Genomic DNA, 23,470 nt, shown 5'->3' on the forward strand with positions numbered 1-23,470 from the left:
TATGGACACTCTCGGCTATCTCGGCCAGGGCTTCGGCGTCGCGCTGACCCCTTACAACCTGATCACCGCCCTTTCCGGCACGCTGATCGGCACCGTCGTCGGCCTGCTGCCCGGCCTGGGTCCGATCAATGGCGTGGCGCTGTTGATCCCGATCGCATTTGCGTTGGGCCTGCCGCCGGAATCAGCGTTAATCCTGCTGGCAGCGGTGTACCTGGGCTGCGAATACGGCGGCCGCATCAGCTCCATTCTGCTGAACATTCCGGGCGAAGCATCGACCGTGATGACCGCGCTGGACGGCTACCCGATGGCACGTCAGGGCATGGCCGGCGTGGCGTTGTCGCTGTCGGCGTGGAGTTCGTTCATCGGCGCGTTCATCGCCACCTGCGGCATGGTCATGTTCGCGCCGCTGCTGGCGAAATGGGCAATTGCCTTCGGGCCGGCGGAGTACTTCGTGCTGATGGTGTTCGCCATCGTCTGCCTGGGCGGCATGGCCGGCGATCGACCGCTGAAAACCTTTGTCGCGGCGTTGATCGGGCTGTTTCTGTCGAGCATCGGTATCGACGCCAACAGCGGCGTGTACCGCTTCACCGGTGACAACATCCATCTGGCGGACGGCATTCAATTCGTCGTGCTGGTGCTGGGCCTGTTCTCGATCAGCGAAATCCTGTTGTTGCTGGAGAAAACCCATCGCGGCCAGGAAGCGGTGAAAGCCACCGGGCGCATGATGTTCAACTTCAAGGAAGCCAGTTCGGTGTTCTGGGTGAACATCCGTTGCGGTCTGATGGGCTTCATCATGGGCGTGCTGCCGGGTGCCGGGGCAACGCTGGCCAGCGCCGTGACCTACATGTCCGAGAAACGTATCGCCGGCGCGAGCGGTAAATTCGGACAGGGCGACATGCGCGGTCTGGCGGCGCCGGAAACCGCCATTGGCGCAACGGCCTGCGGCGCGCTGGTGCCGATGCTGACGCTGGGCGTTCCGGGTTCGGGCACCACGGCAGTGATGATCGGCGCCCTGTCGCTGTACAACATCACACCGGGGCCACTGCTGTTTCAACAGCAACCGGACATCGTCTGGGGCCTGATCGCGTCGTTGTTCGTCGCCAACATCATGCTGGTGATCCTCAACATCCCGATGATCCGCATCTTCACCCGCATCCTGTCGGTGCCGAACTGGGCACTGGTGCCAGTGATCGCGATCATCACCGGGATCGGCGTCTACGCGGTGCATGCCACCACCTTCGACTTGTTCCTGATGGTCGGCATCGGCATCTTCGGCTACATCCTGCGCAAGCTGGATTTCCCGCTGTCGCCGATTCTGCTGGGGTTCATCCTCGGCGGGCTGATGGAGCAGAACCTGCGTCGCGCGCTGTCGATTTCCAACGGCGGCCTGGAGATTCTGTGGTCGAGCCCGATCACCCTGGGCATGTGGGTAGTGACGGCGTTCATGCTGGTGTTCCCGCTGATCCGCATCTGGCGCAAGCGCTCCAGGCAGCGTCGCGCGCTGGCCGATGTCTGACCGGCCATTCAGCACGTGGTGGGGCACACCGCTGGTCGGCCTGCTGGGGGGATTTCTCGCCAGTCAGGTCGGCTGGCCACTGCCCTGGATGGTCGGCTCGTTACTGGCGATCATTCTGGTCCGCTGCCTCACGCCCTGGCAGCTGGCTGAAATCCCCGGCGGCCGCAAATGCGGCCAATGGGTGGTCGGGATCGGCATCGGCCTGCACTTCACCCCCGTGGTCATCGAACAAGTCCTTTCCCATTTCGGCCTGATTTTTATCGGTGCGCTGGTCACCAGCGTCTCCAGCGTGGTGGGCGTGTGGCTGATGCTGCGCACCGGCGAGGACCGCGCGACGGCGTTCTTTTCCAGCATGCCCGGCGGCTCGGGCGAAATGGTCAACCTTGGCGCACGCAACGGCGCGATTCTCAGCAACGTCGCCGCCGGGCAGAGTCTGCGGGTGCTGGCGGTGGTGCTGTGCGTGCCGGCGATCTTCAAATATCTGATGGGCGACGGCGGCGCGCCGTCCCACGCGACGGTGGTGGACTGGCGGTGGCTGATGCTGCTGTTTCCGCTGGGCGCGCTGGTGGCCTGGGGCTGGCAGCGGTTGAAACAGCCCAATCCGTGGCTGTTCGGGCCTTTACTGATCAGTGCGGTGATCAGCGTCAGTTTCGATTTGCACATTGGCCTGCCTCAGGGCGGCAGTCAGCTGGGGCAATGGCTGATCGGCAGCGGCCTGGGCTGCCACTTCAACCGCGCGTTCTTTCGTCGCGCGCCGTCGTTCATTGGTCGCACGTTGCTGGGGACGGCGCTGACGATGAGCATCGCGGCGTTGTGCGCACTGGGGCTGAGCGCGTTGACCCATCTGGACTTGCGCTCGTTGACGCTGGGGATGATGCCCGGCGGGATTGCCGAAATGAGCCTGACGGCGGAGGTGCTGCAACTGTCGGTGCCGCTGGTGACGGCGATGCAGGTGATGCGGTTGTTGTTCGTGTTGTTTCTGGCCGAGCCGTTGTTTCGGTATTGGAATCGCAAGGCCTGCGCAGGCAAAAAATTGTAGGAGCGTGGCTTGTCCCGCGATCTGGCGCGCAGCGGCAGCACACCAGTCATCGATTTCTTCCCTGATCCACCCCATGCACCCATTCCACGACCGGTTCCCGGCCGATCGCGGGACAAGCCACGCTCCTACATCGGGATCTGCGGCCGGCGCAGATGTTGGGCGCGCTCCTAGAAAATTCGCGGCGGACGAAGCATTTGCGTCAGACGCTGGCTGGCAATCGCCACTCGATCGGCGCCAGGCCGTTCTGCTCCAGAAACTTGTTTGCCAGACCAAAATGCCCGCAGCCCAGAAACCCTTTGTACGCTGACAGTGGCGATGGGTGCACGGCGGTCAGGATCAGGTGTTTGGATGCATCGATCAGTTTTTTCTTGCTCTGCGCGTGTGCGCCCCACAGCAGGAACACCAGGTGCGGCTGATGGGCGCTGACGGTTTCGATGATCTTGTCGGTGAAGTGCTGCCAGCCCTTGCCGGCATGGGAGGCGGCGTTGGCGCGTTCGACGGTGAGCGTGGTGTTGAGCATCAAAACGCCCTGCTCGGCCCACGACTGCAAATAGCCGTGGTTGGGGATGTCGATGTTCAAGTCGCGCTTGAGCTCTTTGTAGATGTTGACCAGCGAAGGCGGCGCCGGCACGCCCGGCTGCACCGAGAAGCACAGGCCGTGGGCCTGATTGGGGCCGTGATACGGGTCCTGACCGAGGATGACCACCTTCACGTTATCCAGCGGCGTCGAGTTCAGCGCATTGAAGATCAACGGTCCCGGCGGATAGATTTCCTTGCCCGCCGCATGCTCCTGACGCAGAAATTCGCGCAGCTCGCCCATGTAAGGCTTCTCGAATTCGTCGCGCAGGGCCTGCTTCCAGCTGGCCTCCAGTTTGATGCGGTCGTCGTTTGTCATGGTGTAATCCGGCAGAAACAATGCGCAACTTTAGGGACTGTGGCTGATTATTTCCAGCGCAGCGCACCGTGGGCTTTCCTACACTCGTTCACAGCCACCGGTTTGCAACTTCCGGGCGTCGAGAGCACTCACAATCCTCGAGAGATCCCCGTACCACTGACAAGAGGTCACGATGAATCTGCAATTTGAAGAGCTCACCGCCACGGACGGTGCCCGTCTGGGCATCGCCACGCTGGATGCGGAAAAATCCCTGAATGCCCTGTCGCTGCCGATGATTCTTGCGCTGCAGGACCGACTGAACGACTGGGCGAGCGACCCGCAAATTGTCTGCGTGTTGCTGCGCGGCAATGGCGAGAAAGCCTTCTGCGCCGGCGGTGACGTGCGCGCGCTGGTCGAGGCCGGGAGCGGTCAGCCCGGTACGGTTCCGCCGCTGGCTGCGCAGTTTTTCGCGGCGGAGTATCGACTGGATTACACGCTGCACACCTACCCCAAACCGCTGATCTGCTGGGGCCACGGTTATGTATTGGGCGGCGGGATGGGCCTGCTGCAAGGGGCGAACATTCGTGTCGTCACACCAAGCAGCCGGCTGGCGATGCCGGAAGTCAGCATCGGCCTGTTTCCTGACGTCGGCGCCAGTTGGTTCCTGTCGCGACTGCCGGGGAAACTGGGGCTGTTCCTTGGATTGACCGGTGCGCACATCAACGGCCGTGACGCGCTGGATCTCGGGCTCGCTGATCGCTTTCTGCTGGACGACCAGCAGGAGGAAATGATTGACCGGCTGCTGCAGCTCAATTGGCAGGAGCAGACGAAGGTGCAACTGACCAGCCTGTTCAGGGCCCTGCAGCTGGAGGCCGTGGATCAGATGCCTGCCGCGCAATGGCTGCCTCGTCGCGAGCGCATTGATGAGCTGCTGGATGTGGCCGATGCCTCGAGCGCCTGGCATGCGTTGAAACACCATTTGAATGGCGATGACCTTTTACTGGCCAAGGCGGCGAAGACCCTGACGGATGGCTGCCCGATGACGGCGCACCTGGTGTGGGAGCAGATCGAACGGGCGCGGCATCTGTCGTTGGCCGAGGTGTTTCAGATGGAATACACCATGGCCCTGAATTGCTGCCGACATCCCGAGTTCGCCGAGGGGGTGCGCGCGCGGCTGATCGACAAGGATCAAACGCCCCACTGGCACTGGCAGGACATTTCTACCATTCCTCTGGCGGTGGTGGACGCGCACTTCGAAAAAGCCTGGGAAGGCCGACACCCGCTGGCGGATTTGTCAGAGTATTGAGGCGTTGGTTCATGCCTGCATGGAGGGTGTTCTAACGGGCCTCTTCCCGGCTGAAGCCGGTCCTACTACTGGAATGCGTACCCCCTGTATATTAAAAGGAGTATTAAAAGGGGTCTGATTTATTTGATTTTAAAAGGGGTCTGATTTATTTGATTTTCAGAAGACGGGGACAGATTAATTTACGGTGAAGCGTTGTAAATAAATCAGTCCCCTTTAACAGGACTGGCTTTAGCCGGGGAAGCGTCAGGTGGTACACCTCAACCGTGAGATTCATCCCATAAAAAACGGCGCTCCTCGGAGCGCCGTTTTGTTGTGACTCAGCGGTTGCCGCCGCCCGGTCCGCCGTGGCCGCCACGGCCGAAGCCGCCGTCTCCTCGGTGGCCGCCTCCCCCGGGGCCAAAGCCGGGACGCGGGCCGCCGCCACCACCGCCGCCGCCAGGATTGCCATGCCAACCGCCGCCTGGGCCGGGGCCATTGCCGCCGCCGGGTCTCGGACCTGGGGGCGGTGGACGATAGCCGTTGCCGCCACCGTTATAGCCACCCCCGCCATGGTACCCACCCCCTCCACCGTTCCAATTGCCACCGCCATAACCGGGACGCCCCCCGTATCCGGGACGACCACCTCCGTATCCAGGCCCGTAATAACGGGGTGGAGGCGCGTAATAGCGCGGTGGCGGTGCATAGTAGCGGGGCGCCGAGTAGTAACGGGGCGAGGAGTAATACACCGCCCCGCCGGAATACACCGGGGCGACCGGGCGATAACTGTCGTACACGTAGCCGCTGCTGTAGCTACTGCTATAGATCGGCTGCGTATAGCTTTCTGATTCGTAATAACCTCCGTAACAACCTGCAAGGGACAGCGTCATCAAAGCGGTAAGCAATCGTCGATACATGGCGGCCTCCCGGACCGCGGTAGAGCTCGAACCAGCGGCGCTGGTCGGCGTTCCCGAAACTGCCGAGAACGTTAACTGAGACTGCGAATTGCGGACCTAGTGCCCCAACGCGGCACCCAGGCGCCAGACGGCGCCCTGCATCAGTGCACGTCTCGCCCGCCCTGAAACGACCTGCGCCTGCCCGACTCAGGCGCCACAAGGGTTTGCGGGACTTGGCACAACTCTCGCTTTAATGATCGGGTGCAGGAGTCATCTCAGGTTCACGGCACCACAATTTGCAATAGCCGACTAGGGTTCCGGCTCGCCTTTCAGCGAGTGGCTGGTCCGAGAGTTGGCGACCTCCAGTAGAGGTTACACGGCGGGATAAAAGCCCGGGAGACAGGACACCAGTGGTGTCGCCGTGCTCCTGACCGTCCCTTTTCGCTACTGGAGACACCCATGCAAAAGTCCCGTCTGTTCAGTCTGCTCACCGCAGGCGTCTTCGCAGCATTGAGCCTCTCGGCCACCGCCGCCCCGAAAAAAGATTTCGACGTCTGCTGGACCATTTACGCCGGCTGGATGCCATGGGAATACGCAGGGACTCAAGGCATCGTCGACAAGTGGGCCAAGAAGTACGGCATCCACATCAAAGTCACCCAGCTCAACGACTACGTCGAATCCATCAACCAGTACACCGCCGGCCAGTTCGATGGCTGCACCATGACCAACATGGACGCCCTCACCATTCCCGCCGCCGGTGGCGTTGAAAGCACGGCGCTGGTGGTCAGCGACTTCTCCAACGGCAACGACGGCATCGTCATCAAGGGCGACGGCAAGAAAGTCACCGACCTCAAGGGCATGGACGTCAATCTGGTCGAGCTGTCGGTGTCCCACTATCTGCTTGCCCGCGCGCTGGATTCGGCGAACCTGACCGAGAAAGACCTGAAAGTCGTCAACACCTCTGACGCCGACATCGCCGCCGCTTTCAACACCAGCGAGGTCAAGGCCGTCACCACCTGGAACCCGATGCTTTCGGAGATCAAGGCCAAGCCCGGCGTCACCGAAGTGTTCGACTCCAGCAAGATCCCCGGCGAGATCATGGACATGATGGTGGTCAACACCCAGACCCTGAAAGACAACCCGGCACTGGGCAAAGCCCTGACCGGCGCGTGGTTTGAAGTGGTGGCGCTGATGAACGCCAAATCCGCTGAATCGAAAGCCGCGCTGGAGCACATGGCCCAGGCGTCGGGCACCGATCTGGCAGGGTTCCAGTCGCAACTGGACACCACCAAGCTGTTCGCCACGCCCAAGGAAGCGCTTGAATTCGCCACCAGCAAGCAACTGCCGGCGACCATGCGCAGGGTCGCTGACTTCTCCTTCGAACACGGTTTGCTTGGCGAAGGCGCCAGAGACGCCAGCGCGGTCGGCATGACCTTCGCAGGCGGCGTGACCGAAGGCGACAAGGCCAACCTCAAGCTGCACTTCGACCCGAGCTACGTGCAGATGGCTGCCGACGGCACGTTGTAAACACCAAAGGTCTTTGCCATGCGTTTGATAAACCGCCGCCCGGATCGCGCCAGTCGATTGATCCTGGTGCTCCTGCCGTTCGCCCTGTTGCTGTTCGCCTATTTCACGGGCTCGGCGACGCGGCTGACGGAAAACCCCAACGACAAGCTGCTGCCCAGCGCCGTGCAGATGACCGATGCGATCAAACGGGTGGCGTTCGTGCCCGATCAACGCACCGGCGAATACATCCTCTGGCAGGACACCGGGGCCAGTCTGCAGCGCCTCGCGATCGGCCTGGCGATCAGCGCCATTGTCGGGTTGTGCCTGGGCATCGCGTCGGGGGTGCTGCCGTTGTTCAGCGCGCCGCTGTCGCCGTTACTGACCGTGCTCTCGATGGTGCCGCCGCTGGCGATTCTGCCGATCCTGTTCATCGTCTTCGGTCTGGGCGAGCTGTCGAAGGTGATGCTCATCGTCATCGGCATCACGCCGGTGCTGGCCCGTGATCTGGAGCAGCGCGCCCGGGAGATTCCGGTCGAACTGCTGATCAAGGCGCAGACCCTGGGCGCCTCGACCTGGACGCTGATCCTGCGGGTGGTGCTGCCGCAGCTGCTGCCGCGCCTGTTGATCTCGCTGCGGCTGGTGCTGGGGTCGGCGTGGCTGTTTCTGATCGCGGCCGAAGCCATCGCCTCCACTGACGGTCTGGGTTACCGGATCTTTCTGGTGCGGCGCTATCTGGCGATGGACATGATTCTGCCCTACGTGGTGTGGATCACCCTCCTCGCCTGGCTGATGGACTGGGGCCTGAAAGCGCTCACGCGCAAGGCGTTCCCGTGGTACGAGGGGGCGCGCCCATGAGCTTCATTTCGGTCAAAAACGTCTGGCAGCAATACGGCGATCAGGTGGTGCTCGAAGGCCTGAACCTGAGCATTGCCGAAGGCGAGTTCTGCACACTGGTGGGCGCGTCGGGCTGCGGCAAATCGACGTTCCTGCGCCTGCTGCTGGGCCAGGAAGTCGCCAGCAAAGGCACGATCCTGCTGGATGGCCAACCGCTGGCGAAGGAGCCGGATTCGACCCGTGGCGTGGTGTTTCAGCGCTATTCGGTGTTCCCGCACCTGTCGGTGCTGGACAACGTCGCGCTGGGCCTGGAGTTGCCGCGCTCGGCGTTGCTCGGGCGGCTGTTCGGTGCCGCCAAGCGCGACGCCCGCGAGCAGGCGGCGGCGCTGTTACACAAGGTCGGCCTCGATCACGCGCTGGACAAGTACCCGACGCAATTGTCGGGCGGCATGCAGCAGCGTCTGGCCATCGCCCAGGCGCTGATCATGAAGCCTCGGGTGCTGCTGCTCGACGAGCCTTTCGGCGCCCTAGATCCCGGCATCCGCAAGGACATGCACGCGCTGCTGCTGGAGCTGTGGCGCGAAACCAAGCTGACGGTGTTCATGGTCACCCACGACCTGTCCGAAGGCTTCAACCTCGGCACCCGCCTGCTGGTGTTCGACAAGGTGCGCCTCGACCCCCACGCCCCCGGCGCCTATGGCGCGCGCATCACTTACGACATTCCCCTGAACAGCGATCGTCGCGCCGCCCGGGTGGCGCTCGATTCGCTGAAAACGGCTTGAAGGACATTGCCCATGACTGACTCAACCACACTGTTTCCCGTCTTTGCCGAAGAGCTGCTGCCCGGCGGCGGCCACCTGTCGTTCGTGCTCAAACGCGGCGAACTGCTGCGCCTGACTGACCTGAACGGCAACGCCAACGTCAGCCTGACGATGTTCAATGCCCATGAAAAAACCGAGCGCCTGAACCTGCCCGACAGCCTCAAGTGCCAACACACCGCCAAGCTCACCAGCGGCCACTGCCTGTATTCGGATATGGGCCGCGTGCTGGCGGCGATCACCGCCGACACCTGCGGCTGGAGCGACAGCATCGGCGGCGTGCTGTGCGCCGAAGAGGTCACCGAGAAATACGGCCAGGGCCGCTATCAGGAACTGCGCAACGGCTTCTTCCGCAACGGCGCCGACAACCTGCTGGTGGAAATGGGCAAGTGGGGCCTGGGGCTTTCCGACCTGTTGATGACGCTGAACCTGTTCAGCCGCGTCAACGTGGACGCTCACGGCGCCCTGACCTTCGTTCCTGGCAACTCCAGAGCGGGCGACAGCATCGAGTTGTACGCGCCGATGGACACGCTGGTGGTCATGACCGCCCTGCAACACCCGATGGACCCCAACCCCGAGTACGCACCGCACCCGGTCCAGCTGAGCTGGATGAAGGCCGACCCCAGCGTCGCCGAACACTGCCGCACGTCCCGCGAAGAAAACGTGCGTGGCTTCATCAATACCGATCGCCTGTTCGCCTGAGGAGACTTGCCATGAGCACTGCACACTCTCATCACCACACGAACGCCCCCGTTTCCATCACCCACATCCCGGCCGGCGAGCCATCACTGACCGAACTAAAGGCCGGGCAAACCCTGCGCCTGCTCGATCTCGAAGGCAATCAGGCGGTCGACACGCTGTTCTACAGCCTCGCCAACCCCCGCGAACGCTACGACGTGCAACGGACGCTGCGCCGGCAGAACAACGTTTACCTGAGCAAGGGCAGCGTCCTTTATTCGAACTTGGGCAAGCCGATGCTGACCATCGTCGAAGACACCTGCGGACGCCACGATACCCTCGGCGGCGCCTGCGCCCAGGAGAGCAATACCGTGCGTTACGCGCTGGAAAAAAAGCACATGCACAGCTGCCGCGACAGCTACCTGCGGGCCTGCATCCATGACGGTCGGCTGGGCAAGCGCGACATCGGCCCGAACATCAACTTCTTCATGAACGTGCCGGTCACGGCGGACGGCGGGCTGACCTTCGAAGACGGCATTTCCGGCGCTGGCAAGTACGTCGAACTGCGCGCCGAGATGGACGTGATCGTGCTGATTTCCAACTGCCCGCAGCTCAACAATCCGTGCAACGGCTACAACCCTACCCCGGCGGAACTGCTCGTCTGGGACTGATCGCTGACCACAGTTTCAAGGCTTCAAGGCTTCGGCGCGAGGGACGGCCTTCGTGCAACGCGTACCACAGCGGGACGGCCCGCTACCCAGTGAGGGACTGATCGCTATCAGTCCCCGGGGTCTATGCCATGTTCGACAAACTGCTGATTGCCAACCGCGGCGCCATTGCCTGCCGCATCCTGCGCACCCTTCGCGACCTGCAGGTCGAGGGCGTCGCGGTGTACGCCGAAGCGGACGCTGCCAGCCTGCACATCCTGCAAGCCGACGAAGCCCACAGCCTGGGCGACGGTGGTGCTGCTGGCACGTACCTGGCCGTGGACAAGATTCTGGCCATCGCTCAATCCACCGGCGCCAATGCGATTCACCCGGGTTACGGTTTCCTGTCAGAGAACGCGGCCTTCGCCCAGGCCTGTGAAGACGCCGGCATCGCCTTCGTCGGCCCGACGCCTGAGCAGCTGCGGGTTTTCGGCCTCAAGCATACCGCCCGCGCCCTCGCGAAACAGCACGGCGTGCCGATGCTCGAAGGCACCGAGCTGCTGGACAGCGTTGACGCTGCATTGAGCGCTGCTGAAACCATCGGCTACCCAGTGATGCTGAAAAGCACGGCGGGCGGCGGCGGCATCGGTATGCGGGTGTGCCGCAGCGCCAGTGAACTGAGCGAGTCGTTCGAGGCCGTCAAGCGCCTGGGCCAGAACAACTTCAGCGACGCCGGCGTGTTCATCGAGAAGTACATCCAGCGTGCCCGCCATCTGGAAGTGCAGGTGTTCGGCGACGGTTGTGGCGAGGTGATCGCCCTCGGCGTGCGCGATTGCTCGGTGCAGCGTCGCAATCAGAAAGTCCTCGAAGAAACCCCTGCGCCGAACCTCCCTGCCGGCATGGCCGATGAGCTGTGCGCCGCGGCGATCAAGCTGGCGAAAGCGGTGAACTATCGCAGCGCCGGCACCGTGGAGTTCGTCTTCGACAGCGACGATCAGCGCTTTTATTTTCTGGAAGTGAACACCCGATTGCAGGTCGAGCACGGCGTGACCGAGCAGGTCTGGGGCGTGGACCTGGTGAGCTGGATGATTCAGCTCGCGGCCGGTGATCTGCCGCCGCTCGTTGAATTGCGCGCGGGTCTACAGCCCGTCGGCCACGCGATTCAGGCGCGTTTGTACGCCGAAGACCCGGGCCGGGATTTCCAGCCCAGCCCGGGCTTGCTGACCTCGGTGCACTTCCCCGCCGCCGACGGCCAACACCTGCGCATCGACACGTGGGTCGAGGCCGGGTGCGAGATTCCGCCGTTTTTCGATCCGATGATCGCCAAGGTCATCAGCTGGGCGCCGGACAGAGCGTCCGCCAGCGACGGCCTGGCTCAGGCATTGAGCGAGACGCGGCTGTACGGGATCGAGACCAATCGCGACTACTTGCGTCAGATCATCGCGGACGTGCCGTTCGCCAGCGGCCAGCCGTGGACGCGGTGCCTTGAGGGGCTGACCTATCGCGCCGACACGTTCGAGGTCCTGAGCGGCGGCACCCAGACCAGCGTTCAGGATTACCCGGGGCGCCTGGGTTACTGGGCAGTGGGCGTGCCGCCGTCGGGTCCGATGGACAGCCGATCGTTGCGTCTGGGCAATGCTCTGGTGGGTAACGCTGAAGGGTGCGCCGCGCTGGAAATCACCATGAGCGGTCCGACGCTGCGCTTCAATACCGATGCGGTCATCGCCGTGACGGGCGCGGTCATTCCGCTGACGCTGGATGGCGACGCGCAGCCGATGAATCAATCGTTGCTCGTTTCGGCGGGCTCGACGCTGGCCCTCGGCACCATCGCTGGCGCCGGTGCGCGCAGTTATCTGTGCGTGCGGGGCGGGCTGGACGTGCCGTGTTATCTGGGCAGCAAGAGCACGTTCACCCTGGGCCAGTTTGGCGGGCATGGCGGGCGAGCGTTGCGTGCAGGGGACGTGCTACATGTTGCTCCGTTGTCTGACCGCAGCGCAGGCGAACGGCTTGAACCGACGCAAGTCGCCGAGCTGCCGGAGGTGCGAGATATCCGGGTGATCTATGGCCCCCACGCGGCTCCCGAATATTTCACCGAGCGCTACATCGAGACCTTCTTCGCCACCGATTGGGAAGTGCATTTCAACTCCAGCCGTACCGGCGTGCGCCTGATCGGGCCGAAACCGAAATGGGTGCGTGCCGACGGCGGCGAAGCGGGTCTGCACCCGTCGAACATTCATGACAATCCGTATGCCATCGGCGCAGTGGATTTCACCGGGGACATGCCGGTGATTCTTGGGCCAGATGGGCCGAGTCTGGGCGGGTTTGTCTGCCCGGTGACGATCATCGAGGCGGATTTGTGGCAGTTGGGGCAGCTCAAAGCCGGGGATAAGGTGCGGTTTTATCCGGTGAGTGTCGACGCGGCCCGCTGGCTGAAGCTGAACACTGATCTGTGTGGGAAGGAGTTTGCTCGCGAAGAGGTCGGTACATCCGATGAATATGTAGCGACTAGAAGAGAGTCTTCGCGAGCAAGCTCGCTCCCACAGGGTTTAGCGTTGACCTCGCCTGCTGTAATTCCACAGGGTGCAGCGTTGACCTCGCCGGTTGTGCTCGACATCGGGAAGGACGATACCCGCCTGGTCGCCCGACTTTCCGGCGACACCCATCTGTTGCTGGAGATCGGCGCGCCGGAGCTGGATCTGGTGCTGCGCTTCCGGGGCCATGCGCTGATGCAGGCGCTGGAAAGCAAACAGCTGACCGGGGTGATTGACCTGACGCCAGGCATTCGTTCGCTACAGGTGCATTACCAGCCCGAGCAACTGCCGCTGAAGACGCTGCTCGATGTGGTCGCCGGCGAGTGGGACGGGGTCTGCGCCAGCAAGAATCTGGAGGTGCCGTCACGCATCGTTCATCTGCCGTTGTCGTGGGACGACCCGGCCTGTCAGTTGGCCATCGAGAAGTACATGACCACCGTGCGCAAGGACGCGCCGTGGTGCCCGAGCAACCTGGAATTCATCCGCCGCATCAACGACCTGCCAAACCTCGACGAAGTGCACCGCACCGTTTTCGAGGCCAGCTACCTGGTGATGGGGCTGGGCGACGTCTACCTCGGTGCGCCGGTCGCCACGCCGCTGGATCCCCGACATCGGCTGGTCACCACCAAATACAACCCGGCGCGTACCTGGACCGCCGAGAACTCCGTCGGCATCGGCGGCGCGTACATGTGCGTCTACGGCATGGAAGGCCCCGGCGGTTATCAGTTCGTGGGCCGCACGTTGCAGATGTGGAACCGTTATCGCGCCGTGGCGGCGTTCGATGGCAAACCGTGGCTGCTGCGGTTTTTCGATCAGATCCGTTTTTATCCGGTCAGCGCCGACGAGCTGCTGACCATCCGCCGCGATTTCCCCCTCGGTCGATACCCGCTGCAGATCGAGCACAGCACGCTCAATCTGACCGAGTACCAAGCCTTTCTGGCCGATGAAGCGCAGAGCATTGCGGCATTCCGCACTCAGCAGCAAAGCGCGTTCAACGCTGAACGCGAGCGCTGGATCGCCAACGGCCAGGCCTCGTTCGAAAGCGACGAAGCGGTGGCCGAATCCACGGAAGAAGCCCCGTTGCAAAACGGGCAGACCAGTATCGACAGCCACATTGCCGGCAATCTCTGGCAAGTGCAGGTCAGCGTCGGTCAGCGCGTCGAAGCGGGCGAAACCCTGGTGATTCTGGAGTCGATGAAGATGGAGATCCCGTTGCTGGCACCCCATGCCGGTGTCGTCAGTGACGTCCGCGTGCAACCCGGCTCGGCGGTCCGCGCTGGGCAACGGGTGGTCGTGCTGGACGTTGACTGACTGGCACTGTTGCGGCTTGCGGCTTTCATACAGGCATAAAACGCGGTGGCATACGCAATACATAGTTACCGCCATTGCAACCCGGCATCGCGCCATAGTGGTCACCTTTCCACGTGGCGCGATTTTTCATGAACGACCGCAGCAGCTCTCATTCCGCGAGCGGCCTTGATCTCATTTCCAACGACACCCTGCCCCATGGCGGGGATTTCAGCGTTTCGCCGTTCGTCGAACCATTGAATCCGGTTGAATCCCTGGAGACCGCCGCCGTCGCGCCCGCTGAACCTCACACGCTCAACCACAAACGTTTGATGCGCCAGGCCGTCAGCCCGGTCGCCGAATTGTTGTACGGATCTTTCTGGGTGCTGAAGGCCTGGCAACTCGATCTGGGGTTTCCGCCCTCAATCGTCCGCCATCTGGACCAGAGGCTGGGGGAAACGCTGCAGGCCCGATTCGCCACGGCAATCGACATCGATGAGCTGCACGCCAGTTTTGACACTGCGCTGGAGCCAGCCGTGGAGGCCGACGGTCGGGAGCGTTTCGAGCTGTGCCTGACGTTACGCGAGCTGGGCCGGGAGACGCTGAACCCGCTCGCACTCCTCGCCCTTCAACGCTGCGCCGAGGCTGATCGCCCGCTGTCGGCCTCGACGCCCTCGCTGACCGTCTCCGTGTTTTTCGAGCTGCTCATTGAAGCCCGATGGACACTGGAATATGAGCAGATGCAGCGTCAGTTCTGGGGGCAGCACGGCGACACATGGGAGATGCTCGCCAGGCTGGCGTTTCTCGATGGCCTGACCCGCTTGCATTCGCGCAAGCGCATCGATAACGAAGGCCATCTGCTAGCGCTCGATGCACTGGGGCTCAGCCGTTTCCCGCAACAGCTACAGGACCTGCAGCCGATCAGGCCACCGGCACGCTCGACCGTGCGCGGGTTGGCGCTGAACGGCGAGATCATCCCCGGTATCTTCCATGTACGATCCAACACCACGGGGCATTGCTATGTGCATGTGCTGGGCAGCGCGCCCCACTGCCATGAGTACATCAGCGATGACGCGCCCTGGAAAGCGGACAAGGTGCTGGAGGCGATCAACGCCTCGGCCTGGCATCGGCTGAATCTTTCCCTGGACGGCACGCGCACGGCCTTCACGCTGGGGGATCCTTCGGACGACGTGTTCGCTCAACTGCGTGTCGCCCAGCAACGCTTTTGGGCTGCGCGACTGACCGGCAGCAACACGGCTGAATCGCCCGACGCTCTCATCGACGACGACCACGCGGCGCTCATGCCCATCGAGCCAGCGCTGGCCCTGGTCAGCGCCCTCGATCACTGGCACCACCATGAGCCATTGCTGGCGCGAATCCCGACGCCCCTCGGGGTTGCAAACCGGCTCATGAGCCAGTGGCTCAGGCAGATGTCTCCCCGGCTCAAACCGGTCCCGTTGAATCAAACCCACACTTTGATCACAGACCCGCAGCGGGTGTTCATCCGCTACCTGCCCGGCACGTCGAGGACGCCTTGGGGCCACCCGCGAATCGCGGCGGCGAACGTGATTGTCACGCCGGACGAAAAGCCCATCACGCTGAGTCAGGCACTGCTGAGCCGTTTCAGGGCGCTTCAACCCCAGGGGTACGATGACGAAGGCGGGCGCTGGGTCGTGTATGCCGACCCAAGCGGCAAAGGGACGTGGTTGCCGGAAGCGGAGCTTAATATCAGCGCGACCAGCGTCGAGGCCTACATTCAGGGCATCGATTTTCTCGGACTCATGCAGCGCCAACTCGACCGGTTCTGGCAGCAGCAACGCGCCGACGTCGAGCGTTCGCTCTGGTCGACGTTCATCGGCCAGGCGCTGCTGGCCCTGAAGAACGGCGATCTTCCAAGGGACAGCTTCCACAGGGTCACCGATGCTGTAGAGCAGGCTCAGCAGGTGCATCTGCCGGACACGCCACTTTTCGGGACAGCACTCATACGCTGGAGCGCTGCGGGCTTTTACGTGGGCAACGGCCTGCCACTCGGTGCCGACTGCCCTCCTTGCGTCGGCTTGCTGATGATCAGGGCTCCAGGCCAGGAAGGCGGCGTGCTTTATCAAGCCGGTCAGTCCAGGTCCTTCGTGCCTTTCAGCGGTCGTCAGGCGCTCATCGACCATCTGACTGCCGCCGCGGCCGACCCTGCCTGGCGCGAGACAGTGCTCAGTTACATGCCGCGCCGTTTTCACGTCAGGCTCGGTTATATCCTCGAGCTGTGGGGCGGGGTTCGTGCGCCGGCCGAACCGGTTTCGGTCCTGCGTCCCTGGAACGAGCCGCTGTACAGCCCGGACACCCATGCCGCCCGGCAACATCAATGGGACGAGCAGGAACTGTCCGGCTCGCCTATGGGCTTCATCTGTGAAGGCCTGCGTCTTAACAGCCAGTACGACGCCGAGGACAGCATCGTCACCGACCGAGAGCAGGCACTCGGCGGCTGGCTTCAACACCTCAATCGCCTGCAACTGCTGCTGGCACCGATGGCGCTCTTGCTACCGGCGGCCTCGGTTGCGGCGCTGACAGCCAGCGCGGCAAGTGTCGCGCTCGGCATTCAGGCCGCCAACCTCCCCGGCGACCGTCAGGAAGAACGGCGGCAGGTGATGTTCGCCATTCTGTCTCTGGGGCTGTTGCACATGGCGCCGGCCACACCACGGCTGCTCAAGGCGTTCCGCAAACTGGGAGCGCCGACTAAAGCCCTGAGCCGAGGGCTTGGGCGGGGGCTTCGACAGGGGCTTACGCGAGGCCAGTCCGCTCCACCTGCCCATCGTTTCGGGGGCTGGCTGCGGCGCTCGACCCACGCACGAAAAACGCTGATCAAGCCGTTTTTCAACGGCACTGCGCTGATGAAGACATGGCGCGTGGCGGGCAGCGCCGAATTCGGTACGTCAGCGGTTCAGGTGTGGAAAGTGGGGCGCAAGTTTCTGCTGTGGACCTCGCACCGGAGCCAGGCCCGCACGCTGGTCGTCAGCAGCCATGGCTACTACCTGCCCTGGACACGCACGACAGCAATCCCCAACGGCACGGAGCTCAGAACCTTCGCGCCCCACGGCCATGAACTGGTGGACCCGATGCTGCACCGGATTGCCAGCCAGTCGGTACGGCCCTACGCAATGCTGAACAGTACACAGACGCTGCCCGGCCCGGACGTCGGGCCGTTTCATGACATGCTGGCGCGGGACACGCTGATGGCTGGCACCTCGCTGCCAGGGCGCATCAAGAACTACACCCTGGCGAAATTTCAGAGCGAGCACTATGAGAGTTATCGGGACATCAGCCAGATCGTGCGCAACAGTCATCAGCCGCCGTTGCCCAGCCCGCTCCCTGCCACGCCCATGGATGTGCTGACCGTGCGCAACCGGTTCGGCATGACCAACCCGACCCTCCAGGACCTGTTCGGGGCGTTGCATCGGCAAGGAATTCATTACGACAACATCCTGCTGGTGCATTGCCGATGCCCTGCCGTGGGATCATTGCTGGGGCGCTCCCCCTCTTTTGTAGCCCCCCCGGGCCCATCGCCGATTACCCCGTAGGCGCATCGGCCGAGATCACATGCTCATGGCGCAAGACAGGGCGGCGCGCTAGCATTGGCGGCATTCAAAGGCGGCGCCCTACATGGACACTCACATCATCGACACGAGCATCTGTCCGGTTTGCGGCGCCGGTAACCGCTGCACCCTGGCTGATCCGCGCACAGTGGACCAGGCCTGCTGGTGTTTCACCGCCGAGATCGATCCGGCGGTATTGGCAGCTCTGCCCGAAGAGGTCCGTGGACTGGCATGCCTCTGCCCGCGATGTGCCGGCCTTGAAGCGGCGAGCCGCGATGCGTCTTGACCGTTTCCTCAGCAACCTGCCGCGCTTCAGCCGCAAGGACGTGCGCCTGGTGCTGATCGCAGGCCGTGTGCAGGTCGACGGGGTGCCGGTCAAAAACCCGCTGCATGAGGTGCGCGAATTCAGTCAGGTGCGGATCGATGACGAAGTCCTTCAGCTCGGCAAACCCGCCCGCTACTTCATGCTGAACAAGCCCCAGGGTTGCGTCAGCGCGACCGTCGATCCGCAGCACCCCACCGTGCTCGATCTGCTCGATGAACCGGACAAGGACGGTCTGCACATCGCCGGCCGCCTGGATTTCAACACGTCCGGGCTGATGCTGATCACCAACGATGGCCAGTGGTCGCGACGCCTGACGCAGCCAACCACCAAATTGGCGAAGGTCTATTACGTCGAGACCGAAGACGAAATCGGCGCGCATTACATCGAGAAATTCGCTGACGGGTTTTATTTCGCGTTCGAGGACCTGACGACACAGCCCGCCGCGCTGACGATTCTTGCCAGTCATCGCGCCCGGTTGAGCATCGTCGAAGGGCGTTACCATCAGGTCAAGCGCATGTTCGGCCACTTCGACAACAAGGTGACCCGGCTGCACCGCGAAAGCATGGGCCCCTTGATGCTCGACACCACGCTGAAGCCCGGACAGTACAGAACGCTGAGTGCCGATGAAATCGCGTTGATCTGAAACCTGAGTCCTATTGCCTACCTGTCACGAAACCCGTGCAACGTGTCTGCGCGCACCCCGTTTTTTCGTCAGGAGACATGGAGATGAAAGCAGAAATCGCTGTGCTGGATATACAGGCCCAGTTCCGGGTGTATACGGAGCTGTACCGCGCAGACGCCGCCGAGCAGACCATCATTCTGGTCAATGGCTCGCTTGCCACGACCACCTCCTTCGCTCAGACCGTGCGCAACCTTCACCCGCAATTCAACGTCGTGCTGTACGACCCGCCCTACGCCGGTAAATCAAAACCCCACAATGCCCATGAACGGCCGCCCACCAAAGAGATTGAAGGACAGCTGCTTCTGGAGCTGATCGACCATTTCAACGCCGAACTCCTGATGTCGTTCTCATGGGGCGGCGCGGCGGCACTGGTCGCTCTGGCGCACCGGCCCAAACGAATCGAAAAGGCAGTCATCAGCTCATTCTCTCCCGTCATCAGCGACCCGCTGCGCGACTATCTCGAGCGCGGCCGGCAATACTTCGGCACTTACAATCGTCACGGGGTCGGGGAGTTGCTCAACAGCACCCTGGGCAAACACCTGCCCTCGCTGTTCAAACGCTACAACCACAAGCACGTCAGCTCTCTGGATTTGCATGAGTACGCGCAGATGCACCACCACATCGATCATGTGTTGGACCCGAGCAATCATCCTCAGATGAAAGCGGCGAAGCGCATCAATGTGCCGGTGCTGTTCATGAACGGCGCGTGGGACGAATACACCTCGGCTGCCGACGCCCGGCACTTCGCTCACTACATCCGCGATTGCCACTTCAGCACCCTTCAGGATGCCGGGCACTTTCTGGACATGGAGAACAAGGCGGCATGCCTGGCATCGAAAAATGCACTGCATGGGTTTCTGACGCCCGCGCCTGAACCCCGCCGCGTTCATTACAGAACGGGGCAGTTGCAACAGGCGTTTGCGGTGTGATTGGACTGGGAGATGCAAGAGCAGAAGACGGGGAAGGAAGGGCCTTCTGCAACCCTTGAGGAGTACCATTGGAAGGCGAATCAGGGGTCGGCGAGGTGGCATTTGGTCAGTGCGGCATATAACGCTTCAATTAATACGCAGCATCTGGTACAAAGTCAGCCGCGCCAAAGGCGTCGATTTAAAAGCGGGTATAGTTTAGTGGTAAAACGAAAGCTTCCCAAGCTTTAGTTGAGGGTTCGATTCCCTCTACCCGCTCCATCTCCCCCAGTGTTTCCGGGCCTTTCAGCCCTCCTTCTCTCAGAATCAACCTCGCCTCTTGCCCTCGCCTTCTAAAAGTCCGAGACAGGCCGCCCCCTCTCACGCATCGACTTCGCTACCGCTGATCCCCTGCTGAAAATCCGCAGCAAAGTTTTCACCGACGCTGCCGATACAGAGAAACCAGTCGCTCGAAATCCACAGATCGACCGACCAAATCTCAAGGCAGTGACGATCATGCAACACATTCCCCTGGCAACCTTCGAATCCATTGGCTGCGCTGAATGCCGAAACCTTGAAGGGCTGGGATTCGACTTCACCATGGCTTTTCAGCCTATTTTCAATGTCACCACGGGCGCGCCCTTCGCTTACGAGGCGCTGGTACGAGGTGTCAACGGCGAGTCCGCTGCGTTCATTCTGGGTCAGGTCAACGACGGTAACCGGTACCGGTTCGATCAGGCATGTCGGGTGCGGGCCATCGAGCTCGCTACCCAGTTGGGCCTTCCCGCGATTCCAGACTGCAAGCTGAGTATCAACTTCCTGCCCAAAGCGGTGTATCGGGCGGAAACCTGCATTCGCGCAACCCTTGAAGCGTCTCGGACGTTCGACTTCCCGGTGGATCGGCTCATGTTCGAGGTCACCGAAGGCGAGCGCGTCGAAGACCCGAACCATCTCAAGTCGATTTTTGAAGAGTACGCGCGGCAAGGTTTCACCACCGCTATTGATGACTTCGGATCAGGATATTCCGGCCTCAACATGCTGGCGATGTTTCAGCCACAGGTGCTGAAAATCGACATGGCGCTCACCCGTGATATCGACCGGGACGGTGTACGTCAGGCGATTGTTGAAGGGATTGTGTTGGTTTCGAAGCGTCTGGGTATCACCGTGGTCGCCGAAGGCATCGAGACCTGCGAAGAGCGCGACGCCTTGCTGGGCCTGGGCGTCGAACTGATGCAGGGCTACCTGTTTGCCAAGCCCATGGTGGGGCAATTGCAGCCGATGCCGTCGCACCTGATAAGCGGCTCGGACGTTGTCGAAGTCGCCTGATTCCCGGAGCAATCGTTGACGACCCTGGGGTAGAGGTCAGTTATGAAGGCGATACATCACTCCGCCGCGTGAGCGGCTGCCTGTTCGATCAACGCGGCCACTTCCTGCGGACGGGACTGGTACACCGAGTGACTGGCGCCTTTGATCTCGATGGTGTGGCTGTTGGCCCGCTTGGCGTACATGCGTTCAAGGTCCGGGTTGATGATCCGGTCCGCCCCGGCCACTGCGTACCAGCTAGGTTTGGTTTTCCACGCAGGCACCCCAGCGGGCGTGGTGAATACCGACGCAGCGGTCGGCTCCTGGGAAATGGCTTCGAACTCAGCCTGAGCCTTGGGCAGGTCAGCCGCGAAATCCGCCGGGTAGAACGCCGGGTCAAGGGACAGGAAACCGTCAGCGGTTTGCTTCACCGCCTTGGTGGCGTTAGGAAATAATTTGCCGTTCTGCGCTTCGGTTTCACCCTGATCCAGCGCGTGAGCGGCGATGTACACCAAGCCCACGACGTGCGCGTCATTGCCGACGTCCGTGATGATCGCGCCGCCATAACTGTGACCGACCAGAATCGTCGGGCCATCCTGCTGGTCAACGATGCGCTTGACCGCCGTCACGTCATCGGCGAACGACGTCAGTGGGTGTTCAGCGATCGAGACGTTGTACCCGTCCTTGCGCAGGATCTCGTAGACCGGCTTCCATCCCGAGCCGTTCACAAAGGCGCCGTGGACCAACACGATGTTCTTCACCGGGGCAGCCTGCGCCGCACTGGCAACGCCCAGCGCCAGGGCGCCCGCCGTAACGCTTAGCAGCAATGACGCGTTGATTCTGTTCATGGGGTGTTTCCTCAGTGTGCATTCATGGTCGGCGATCTGCCCGGGATAGCCAAAGCCTGGCGCCGCCCTTCGTTGTGAATCATTGAATGCGCTGCACGTATCTGCAGTGTGTCGCTGAGGGGGGAGCTTTCAGTCAGCCCGTATCGGCAAGGGGTCTGGATACACAGGTATACAAAGCGGGCGCTTTTTTTGTGGGACTGGCTTTAGCCGGGAAGAGGCAGGTGTGTTCGTCGTCAGTTCTGCAGCGTGTCGGCTGACGCTTTCCCGGCTAAAGCCGGTCCCACAATGAGGTCCACCGCCACTCCGCTGAATGCATGCAATCCCAATGTAGGACAGGCTTCAGCCGGGAAAAGGCCGGACCTGATTGAAACATCCGCTTTCTCATGCTCCGCCAATCTCCCAGTGCAGTGCGTCAGACTCCCTCCGCGTCTGAAATGCCAATCCACCACCCGGCGGCTCGGTAGCTAACCGCTTTGACAACAATCAACTGGTGGTTATGATAACCACCGCAGATCCGAACATGGAGGTGATGTGAATAGCCGACAGCTGATTGCTTACATTGAAGCTGATGGTTGGTATCTGGTACGGATCAAGGGCAGTCATCACCATTTCAAACACCCCACAAAAACGGGGCTGGTGACGATCCCTCATCCGAAGAAAGATCTGCTGAGCAAGCTTGTAAGCAGCGTCATGAGACAAGCTCAACTCTAACGAACGGGCTATCACTCAAGTCCGAGGAGAACACCAAGTGCTCTATCCAATCGCGATTCTTCCTGGCGATGCTCAGCACGCATGGGGTGTCGAGGTTCCAGATATCCCTGGCTGCTTCTCAGCCGGTGACGATCTGGATGACGCCATGGCCATGGCTCGTGAAGCCATTGAAAGCCATCTTGAGATCCTGGCTGAAGACGGCGCAGCCATTCCCTCAGCTCAGAAGGTGACCGTGCATCAGACCAAGGCTGACTTTGAGGGCTGCATCTGGGCGCTGGTGGACATAGACATCACCAAATACCTGGGAAAAGCTGAAAAACTCAACATTACCTTACCGGCCCACCTGATCACCCGGATCGACGAGCACGTTAAACATCATCCGGAAGTGAAAAGCCGATCAGGATTTCTGGCATCAGCCGCACTGAAAGTGCTGCAGCAGGCTTGATCGAAGCCAGGCGGCTGGAAAAAGCTCCACCCAGCTGACCGACATTAAAACCATCACCCACAAAAAAGCCCGGAAAAATCCGGGCTTGTTCATTCCATTACCGCCTACGCCGCAATGCTCGGCGACGCCATGGACTTCTTGTACTCGGCCCGCATCGCTTCCATCTGCGCGCCCAGCTCTTCCAGCTGTTTCTCGCCCAGCAACTTTTCAGCTTGCGGGAACATCTCTTCCTCTTCTTCCTCGATGTGGTGCTCCAGCAGCTCTTTGACCACTTTCACACGACCGGAGAACTCCGGGGTGGCAGGGTCAGTTTGCTTGAGGTCCGGCAGCACAAGGGCATCGACAGTGCGGTGCTCTTCCTTGGCTTCGTAGTACATGATGTCCTGCTCTTTACCGCCCGCCTCTTTGAAAGCCGGATAAAGAATTTCTTCTTCGATCTTGGTGTGGATGGTGATTTCCATTTCCAGCTTGGCCAGCAAGTCCGTGCGCTTTTTAACACCGCGCTCAGTGGACTCACTCAGTTGGGTCAAGATGGCCTTTACGCGTTCATGGTCGGCTTTCAACAGTTCGATGGCGTTCATATAGATTTCCTCTAGATCACGGTAGGCGGGTCGATCTAAGTGCCGACCCTGCTGGTTCGTGATGAGTGTTGCATCGAGCGTGCCGAAAAAGCGGAGTATCAAAAAGCGCAACGAATCAAACAGTTAGCAAAAGACGTGAAATACGGAATCGTGCAGCCTGCATGAAACTTCGCGAACGG

The 23,470-nt window shown here is 61.7% G+C and carries 22 protein-coding genes, 1 tRNA gene and 1 riboswitch; of the genes, 18 read left to right on the forward strand and 5 right to left on the reverse strand.

Features of this window, described 5'->3' with window-relative positions; all coding sequences use genetic code 11:
* Position 1: 1 nt before the first annotated feature.
* Positions 2-1,516 carry a tripartite tricarboxylate transporter permease gene (locus SLW75_RS14560; protein ID WP_065992418.1) on the forward strand — a complete coding sequence of 505 codons (1,515 nt, stop codon included), beginning with the start codon at positions 2-4 and terminating at the stop codon, positions 1,514-1,516.
* Positions 1,509-2,555 (forward strand): AbrB family transcriptional regulator, encoded by a 1,047-nt coding sequence (locus tag SLW75_RS14565; RefSeq protein WP_410934786.1) that lies wholly within the window; start codon positions 1,509-1,511, stop codon positions 2,553-2,555. Before SLW75_RS14560 ends, SLW75_RS14565 begins: the two co-directional genes overlap by 8 nt.
* 199 nt (positions 2,556-2,754) lie before the next feature.
* Here SLW75_RS14565 and ung read toward each other — a convergent pair whose 3' ends face one another.
* Positions 2,755-3,450: a uracil-DNA glycosylase gene (ung, locus tag SLW75_RS14570; RefSeq protein ID WP_410934787.1), complete on the reverse strand. Its 696-nt coding sequence runs from the start codon at positions 3,448-3,450 to the stop codon at positions 2,755-2,757.
* A gap of 172 nt (positions 3,451-3,622) precedes the next feature.
* On the opposite strand from ung, the gene SLW75_RS14575 reads away from it, so the two are divergent.
* A complete protein-coding gene (locus tag SLW75_RS14575) occupies positions 3,623-4,735 on the forward strand; it encodes an enoyl-CoA hydratase/isomerase family protein (protein ID WP_410934788.1) in 1,113 nt (370 codons plus the stop codon).
* Positions 4,736-5,052: 317 nt separating this feature from the next.
* Here the strand turns inward: SLW75_RS14575 and SLW75_RS14580 are convergent, their stop codons facing one another.
* Positions 5,053-5,628, reverse strand: coding sequence for a hypothetical protein (locus SLW75_RS14580; RefSeq protein ID WP_410934789.1), 576 nt, complete (start codon positions 5,626-5,628; stop codon positions 5,053-5,055).
* 277 nt (positions 5,629-5,905) lie between these two features.
* Positions 5,906-6,008, forward strand: a riboswitch (guanidine-I (ykkC/yxkD leader).
* A 58-nt stretch (positions 6,009-6,066) separates the two neighbouring features.
* Between SLW75_RS14580 and SLW75_RS14585 the strand changes: the two genes are divergently transcribed.
* The 11 genes from SLW75_RS14585 to SLW75_RS14635 all read left to right on the forward strand — a co-directional run bounded on the left by SLW75_RS14585 (position 6,067) and on the right by SLW75_RS14635 (position 19,686).
* Entirely contained in the window at positions 6,067-7,134 is a 1,068-nt protein-coding gene (locus SLW75_RS14585) for a putative urea ABC transporter substrate-binding protein (RefSeq protein ID WP_296313874.1), read from the forward strand.
* An 18-nt stretch (positions 7,135-7,152) separates the two neighbouring features.
* The gene (locus SLW75_RS14590) at positions 7,153-7,968 is read left to right on the forward strand and encodes an ABC transporter permease (protein ID WP_065992408.1); all 816 of its coding nucleotides are present in this window, start codon (positions 7,153-7,155) and stop codon (positions 7,966-7,968) included.
* Entirely contained in the window at positions 7,965-8,729 is a 765-nt protein-coding gene (locus SLW75_RS14595; RefSeq protein WP_410934790.1) for an ABC transporter ATP-binding protein, read from the forward strand. Before SLW75_RS14590 ends, SLW75_RS14595 begins: the two co-directional genes overlap by 4 nt.
* Positions 8,730-8,741: 12 nt before the next feature.
* The gene (locus SLW75_RS14600) at positions 8,742-9,467 is read left to right on the forward strand and encodes an urea amidolyase associated protein UAAP1 (RefSeq protein WP_410934791.1); all 726 of its coding nucleotides are present in this window, start codon (positions 8,742-8,744) and stop codon (positions 9,465-9,467) included.
* Between the two features lie 11 nt (positions 9,468-9,478).
* Positions 9,479-10,114, forward strand: coding sequence for an urea amidolyase associated protein UAAP2 (locus SLW75_RS14605; RefSeq protein WP_192135243.1), 636 nt, complete (start codon positions 9,479-9,481; stop codon positions 10,112-10,114).
* Between the two features lie 128 nt (positions 10,115-10,242).
* Entirely contained in the window at positions 10,243-13,932 is a 3,690-nt protein-coding gene (uca, locus tag SLW75_RS14610; protein ID WP_410934792.1) for an urea carboxylase, read from the forward strand.
* 128 nt (positions 13,933-14,060) lie between these two features.
* A complete protein-coding gene (locus SLW75_RS14615; protein ID WP_410934793.1) occupies positions 14,061-17,477 on the forward strand; it encodes a dermonecrotic toxin domain-containing protein in 3,417 nt (1,138 codons plus the stop codon).
* Positions 17,478-17,559: 82 nt separating this feature from the next.
* Positions 17,560-17,778: a cysteine-rich CWC family protein gene (locus tag SLW75_RS14620; protein WP_108122281.1), complete on the forward strand. Its 219-nt coding sequence runs from the start codon at positions 17,560-17,562 to the stop codon at positions 17,776-17,778.
* The gene (locus tag SLW75_RS14625; RefSeq protein ID WP_410934794.1) at positions 17,768-18,460 is read left to right on the forward strand and encodes a pseudouridine synthase; all 693 of its coding nucleotides are present in this window, start codon (positions 17,768-17,770) and stop codon (positions 18,458-18,460) included. Before SLW75_RS14620 ends, SLW75_RS14625 begins: the two co-directional genes overlap by 11 nt.
* Positions 18,461-18,543: 83 nt before the next feature.
* Complete coding sequence (locus SLW75_RS14630; RefSeq protein WP_410934795.1) at positions 18,544-19,428, forward strand: alpha/beta fold hydrolase; 885 nt, start codon at positions 18,544-18,546, stop codon at positions 19,426-19,428.
* Between the two features lie 184 nt (positions 19,429-19,612).
* Positions 19,613-19,686, forward strand: a tRNA-Gly gene (locus SLW75_RS14635).
* A gap of 99 nt (positions 19,687-19,785) precedes the next feature.
* Here SLW75_RS14635 and SLW75_RS14640 read toward each other — a convergent pair.
* Positions 19,786-19,926 carry a hypothetical protein gene (locus tag SLW75_RS14640; protein ID WP_167355829.1) on the reverse strand — a complete coding sequence of 47 codons (141 nt, stop codon included), beginning with the start codon at positions 19,924-19,926 and terminating at the stop codon, positions 19,786-19,788.
* Between SLW75_RS14640 and SLW75_RS14645 the strand changes: the two genes are divergently transcribed.
* Entirely contained in the window at positions 19,921-20,730 is an 810-nt protein-coding gene (locus SLW75_RS14645; RefSeq protein WP_192135253.1) for an EAL domain-containing protein, read from the forward strand. The genes SLW75_RS14640 and SLW75_RS14645 overlap by 6 nt on opposite strands.
* Positions 20,731-20,786: 56 nt before the next feature.
* On the opposite strand, the gene SLW75_RS14650 is transcribed toward SLW75_RS14645, so the two are convergent.
* On the reverse strand, positions 20,787-21,554 hold the full coding sequence (locus SLW75_RS14650) for an alpha/beta fold hydrolase (protein WP_410934796.1): 768 nt from the start codon (positions 21,552-21,554) through the stop codon (positions 20,787-20,789).
* A 531-nt stretch (positions 21,555-22,085) separates the two neighbouring features.
* On the opposite strand from SLW75_RS14650, the gene SLW75_RS14655 reads away from it, so the two are divergent.
* Both SLW75_RS14655 and SLW75_RS14660 read left to right on the forward strand, forming a co-directional pair.
* The gene (locus tag SLW75_RS14655) at positions 22,086-22,265 is read left to right on the forward strand and encodes a type II toxin-antitoxin system HicA family toxin (RefSeq protein WP_083233249.1); all 180 of its coding nucleotides are present in this window, start codon (positions 22,086-22,088) and stop codon (positions 22,263-22,265) included.
* A 37-nt stretch (positions 22,266-22,302) separates the two neighbouring features.
* A complete protein-coding gene (locus SLW75_RS14660) occupies positions 22,303-22,710 on the forward strand; it encodes a type II toxin-antitoxin system HicB family antitoxin (protein WP_065992332.1) in 408 nt (135 codons plus the stop codon).
* Between the two features lie 104 nt (positions 22,711-22,814).
* Here the strand turns inward: SLW75_RS14660 and SLW75_RS14665 are convergent, their stop codons facing one another.
* Complete coding sequence (locus SLW75_RS14665; RefSeq protein WP_065992331.1) at positions 22,815-23,291, reverse strand: hemerythrin domain-containing protein; 477 nt, start codon at positions 23,289-23,291, stop codon at positions 22,815-22,817.
* A 39-nt stretch (positions 23,292-23,330) separates the two neighbouring features.
* Between SLW75_RS14665 and SLW75_RS14670 the strand changes: the two genes are divergently transcribed.
* Positions 23,331-23,456 (forward strand): hypothetical protein, encoded by a 126-nt coding sequence (locus SLW75_RS14670; RefSeq protein WP_279615269.1) that lies wholly within the window; start codon positions 23,331-23,333, stop codon positions 23,454-23,456.
* Positions 23,457-23,470 lie beyond the last annotated feature (14 nt).

The sequence above is a fragment of the Pseudomonas sp. W5-01 genome (assembly GCF_046540435.1).
Lineage (GTDB): Bacteria > Pseudomonadota > Gammaproteobacteria > Pseudomonadales > Pseudomonadaceae > Aquipseudomonas > Aquipseudomonas graminis_B.

Excerpts from the sequence above, each read along its gene's own strand:
- SLW75_RS14630 (WP_410934795.1), top strand. The coding sequence starts at position 18,544 with ATGAAAGCAGAAATCGCTGTGCTGGATATACAGGCCCAGTTCCGGGTG.
- SLW75_RS14560 (WP_065992418.1), top strand. The coding sequence starts at position 2 with ATGGACACTCTCGGCTATCTCGGCCAGGGCTTCGGCGTCGCGCTGACC.
- ung (WP_410934787.1), bottom strand. The coding sequence starts at position 3,450 with ATGACAAACGACGACCGCATCAAACTGGAGGCCAGCTGGAAGCAGGCC.
- SLW75_RS14645 (WP_192135253.1), top strand. The coding sequence starts at position 19,921 with ATGCAACACATTCCCCTGGCAACCTTCGAATCCATTGGCTGCGCTGAA.
- SLW75_RS14585 (WP_296313874.1), top strand. The coding sequence starts at position 6,067 with ATGCAAAAGTCCCGTCTGTTCAGTCTGCTCACCGCAGGCGTCTTCGCA.
- SLW75_RS14650 (WP_410934796.1), bottom strand. The coding sequence starts at position 21,554 with ATGAACAGAATCAACGCGTCATTGCTGCTAAGCGTTACGGCGGGCGCC.
- SLW75_RS14580 (WP_410934789.1), bottom strand. The coding sequence starts at position 5,628 with ATGTATCGACGATTGCTTACCGCTTTGATGACGCTGTCCCTTGCAGGT.
- SLW75_RS14565 (WP_410934786.1), top strand. The coding sequence starts at position 1,509 with ATGTCTGACCGGCCATTCAGCACGTGGTGGGGCACACCGCTGGTCGGC.
- uca (WP_410934792.1), top strand. The coding sequence starts at position 10,243 with ATGTTCGACAAACTGCTGATTGCCAACCGCGGCGCCATTGCCTGCCGC.
- SLW75_RS14625 (WP_410934794.1), top strand. The coding sequence starts at position 17,768 with ATGCGTCTTGACCGTTTCCTCAGCAACCTGCCGCGCTTCAGCCGCAAG.
- SLW75_RS14600 (WP_410934791.1), top strand. The coding sequence starts at position 8,742 with ATGACTGACTCAACCACACTGTTTCCCGTCTTTGCCGAAGAGCTGCTG.
- SLW75_RS14620 (WP_108122281.1), top strand. The coding sequence starts at position 17,560 with ATGGACACTCACATCATCGACACGAGCATCTGTCCGGTTTGCGGCGCC.
- SLW75_RS14605 (WP_192135243.1), top strand. The coding sequence starts at position 9,479 with ATGAGCACTGCACACTCTCATCACCACACGAACGCCCCCGTTTCCATC.
- SLW75_RS14615 (WP_410934793.1), top strand. The coding sequence starts at position 14,061 with ATGAACGACCGCAGCAGCTCTCATTCCGCGAGCGGCCTTGATCTCATT.
- SLW75_RS14575 (WP_410934788.1), top strand. The coding sequence starts at position 3,623 with ATGAATCTGCAATTTGAAGAGCTCACCGCCACGGACGGTGCCCGTCTG.
- SLW75_RS14665 (WP_065992331.1), bottom strand. The coding sequence starts at position 23,291 with ATGAACGCCATCGAACTGTTGAAAGCCGACCATGAACGCGTAAAGGCC.
- SLW75_RS14590 (WP_065992408.1), top strand. The coding sequence starts at position 7,153 with ATGCGTTTGATAAACCGCCGCCCGGATCGCGCCAGTCGATTGATCCTG.
- SLW75_RS14595 (WP_410934790.1), top strand. The coding sequence starts at position 7,965 with ATGAGCTTCATTTCGGTCAAAAACGTCTGGCAGCAATACGGCGATCAG.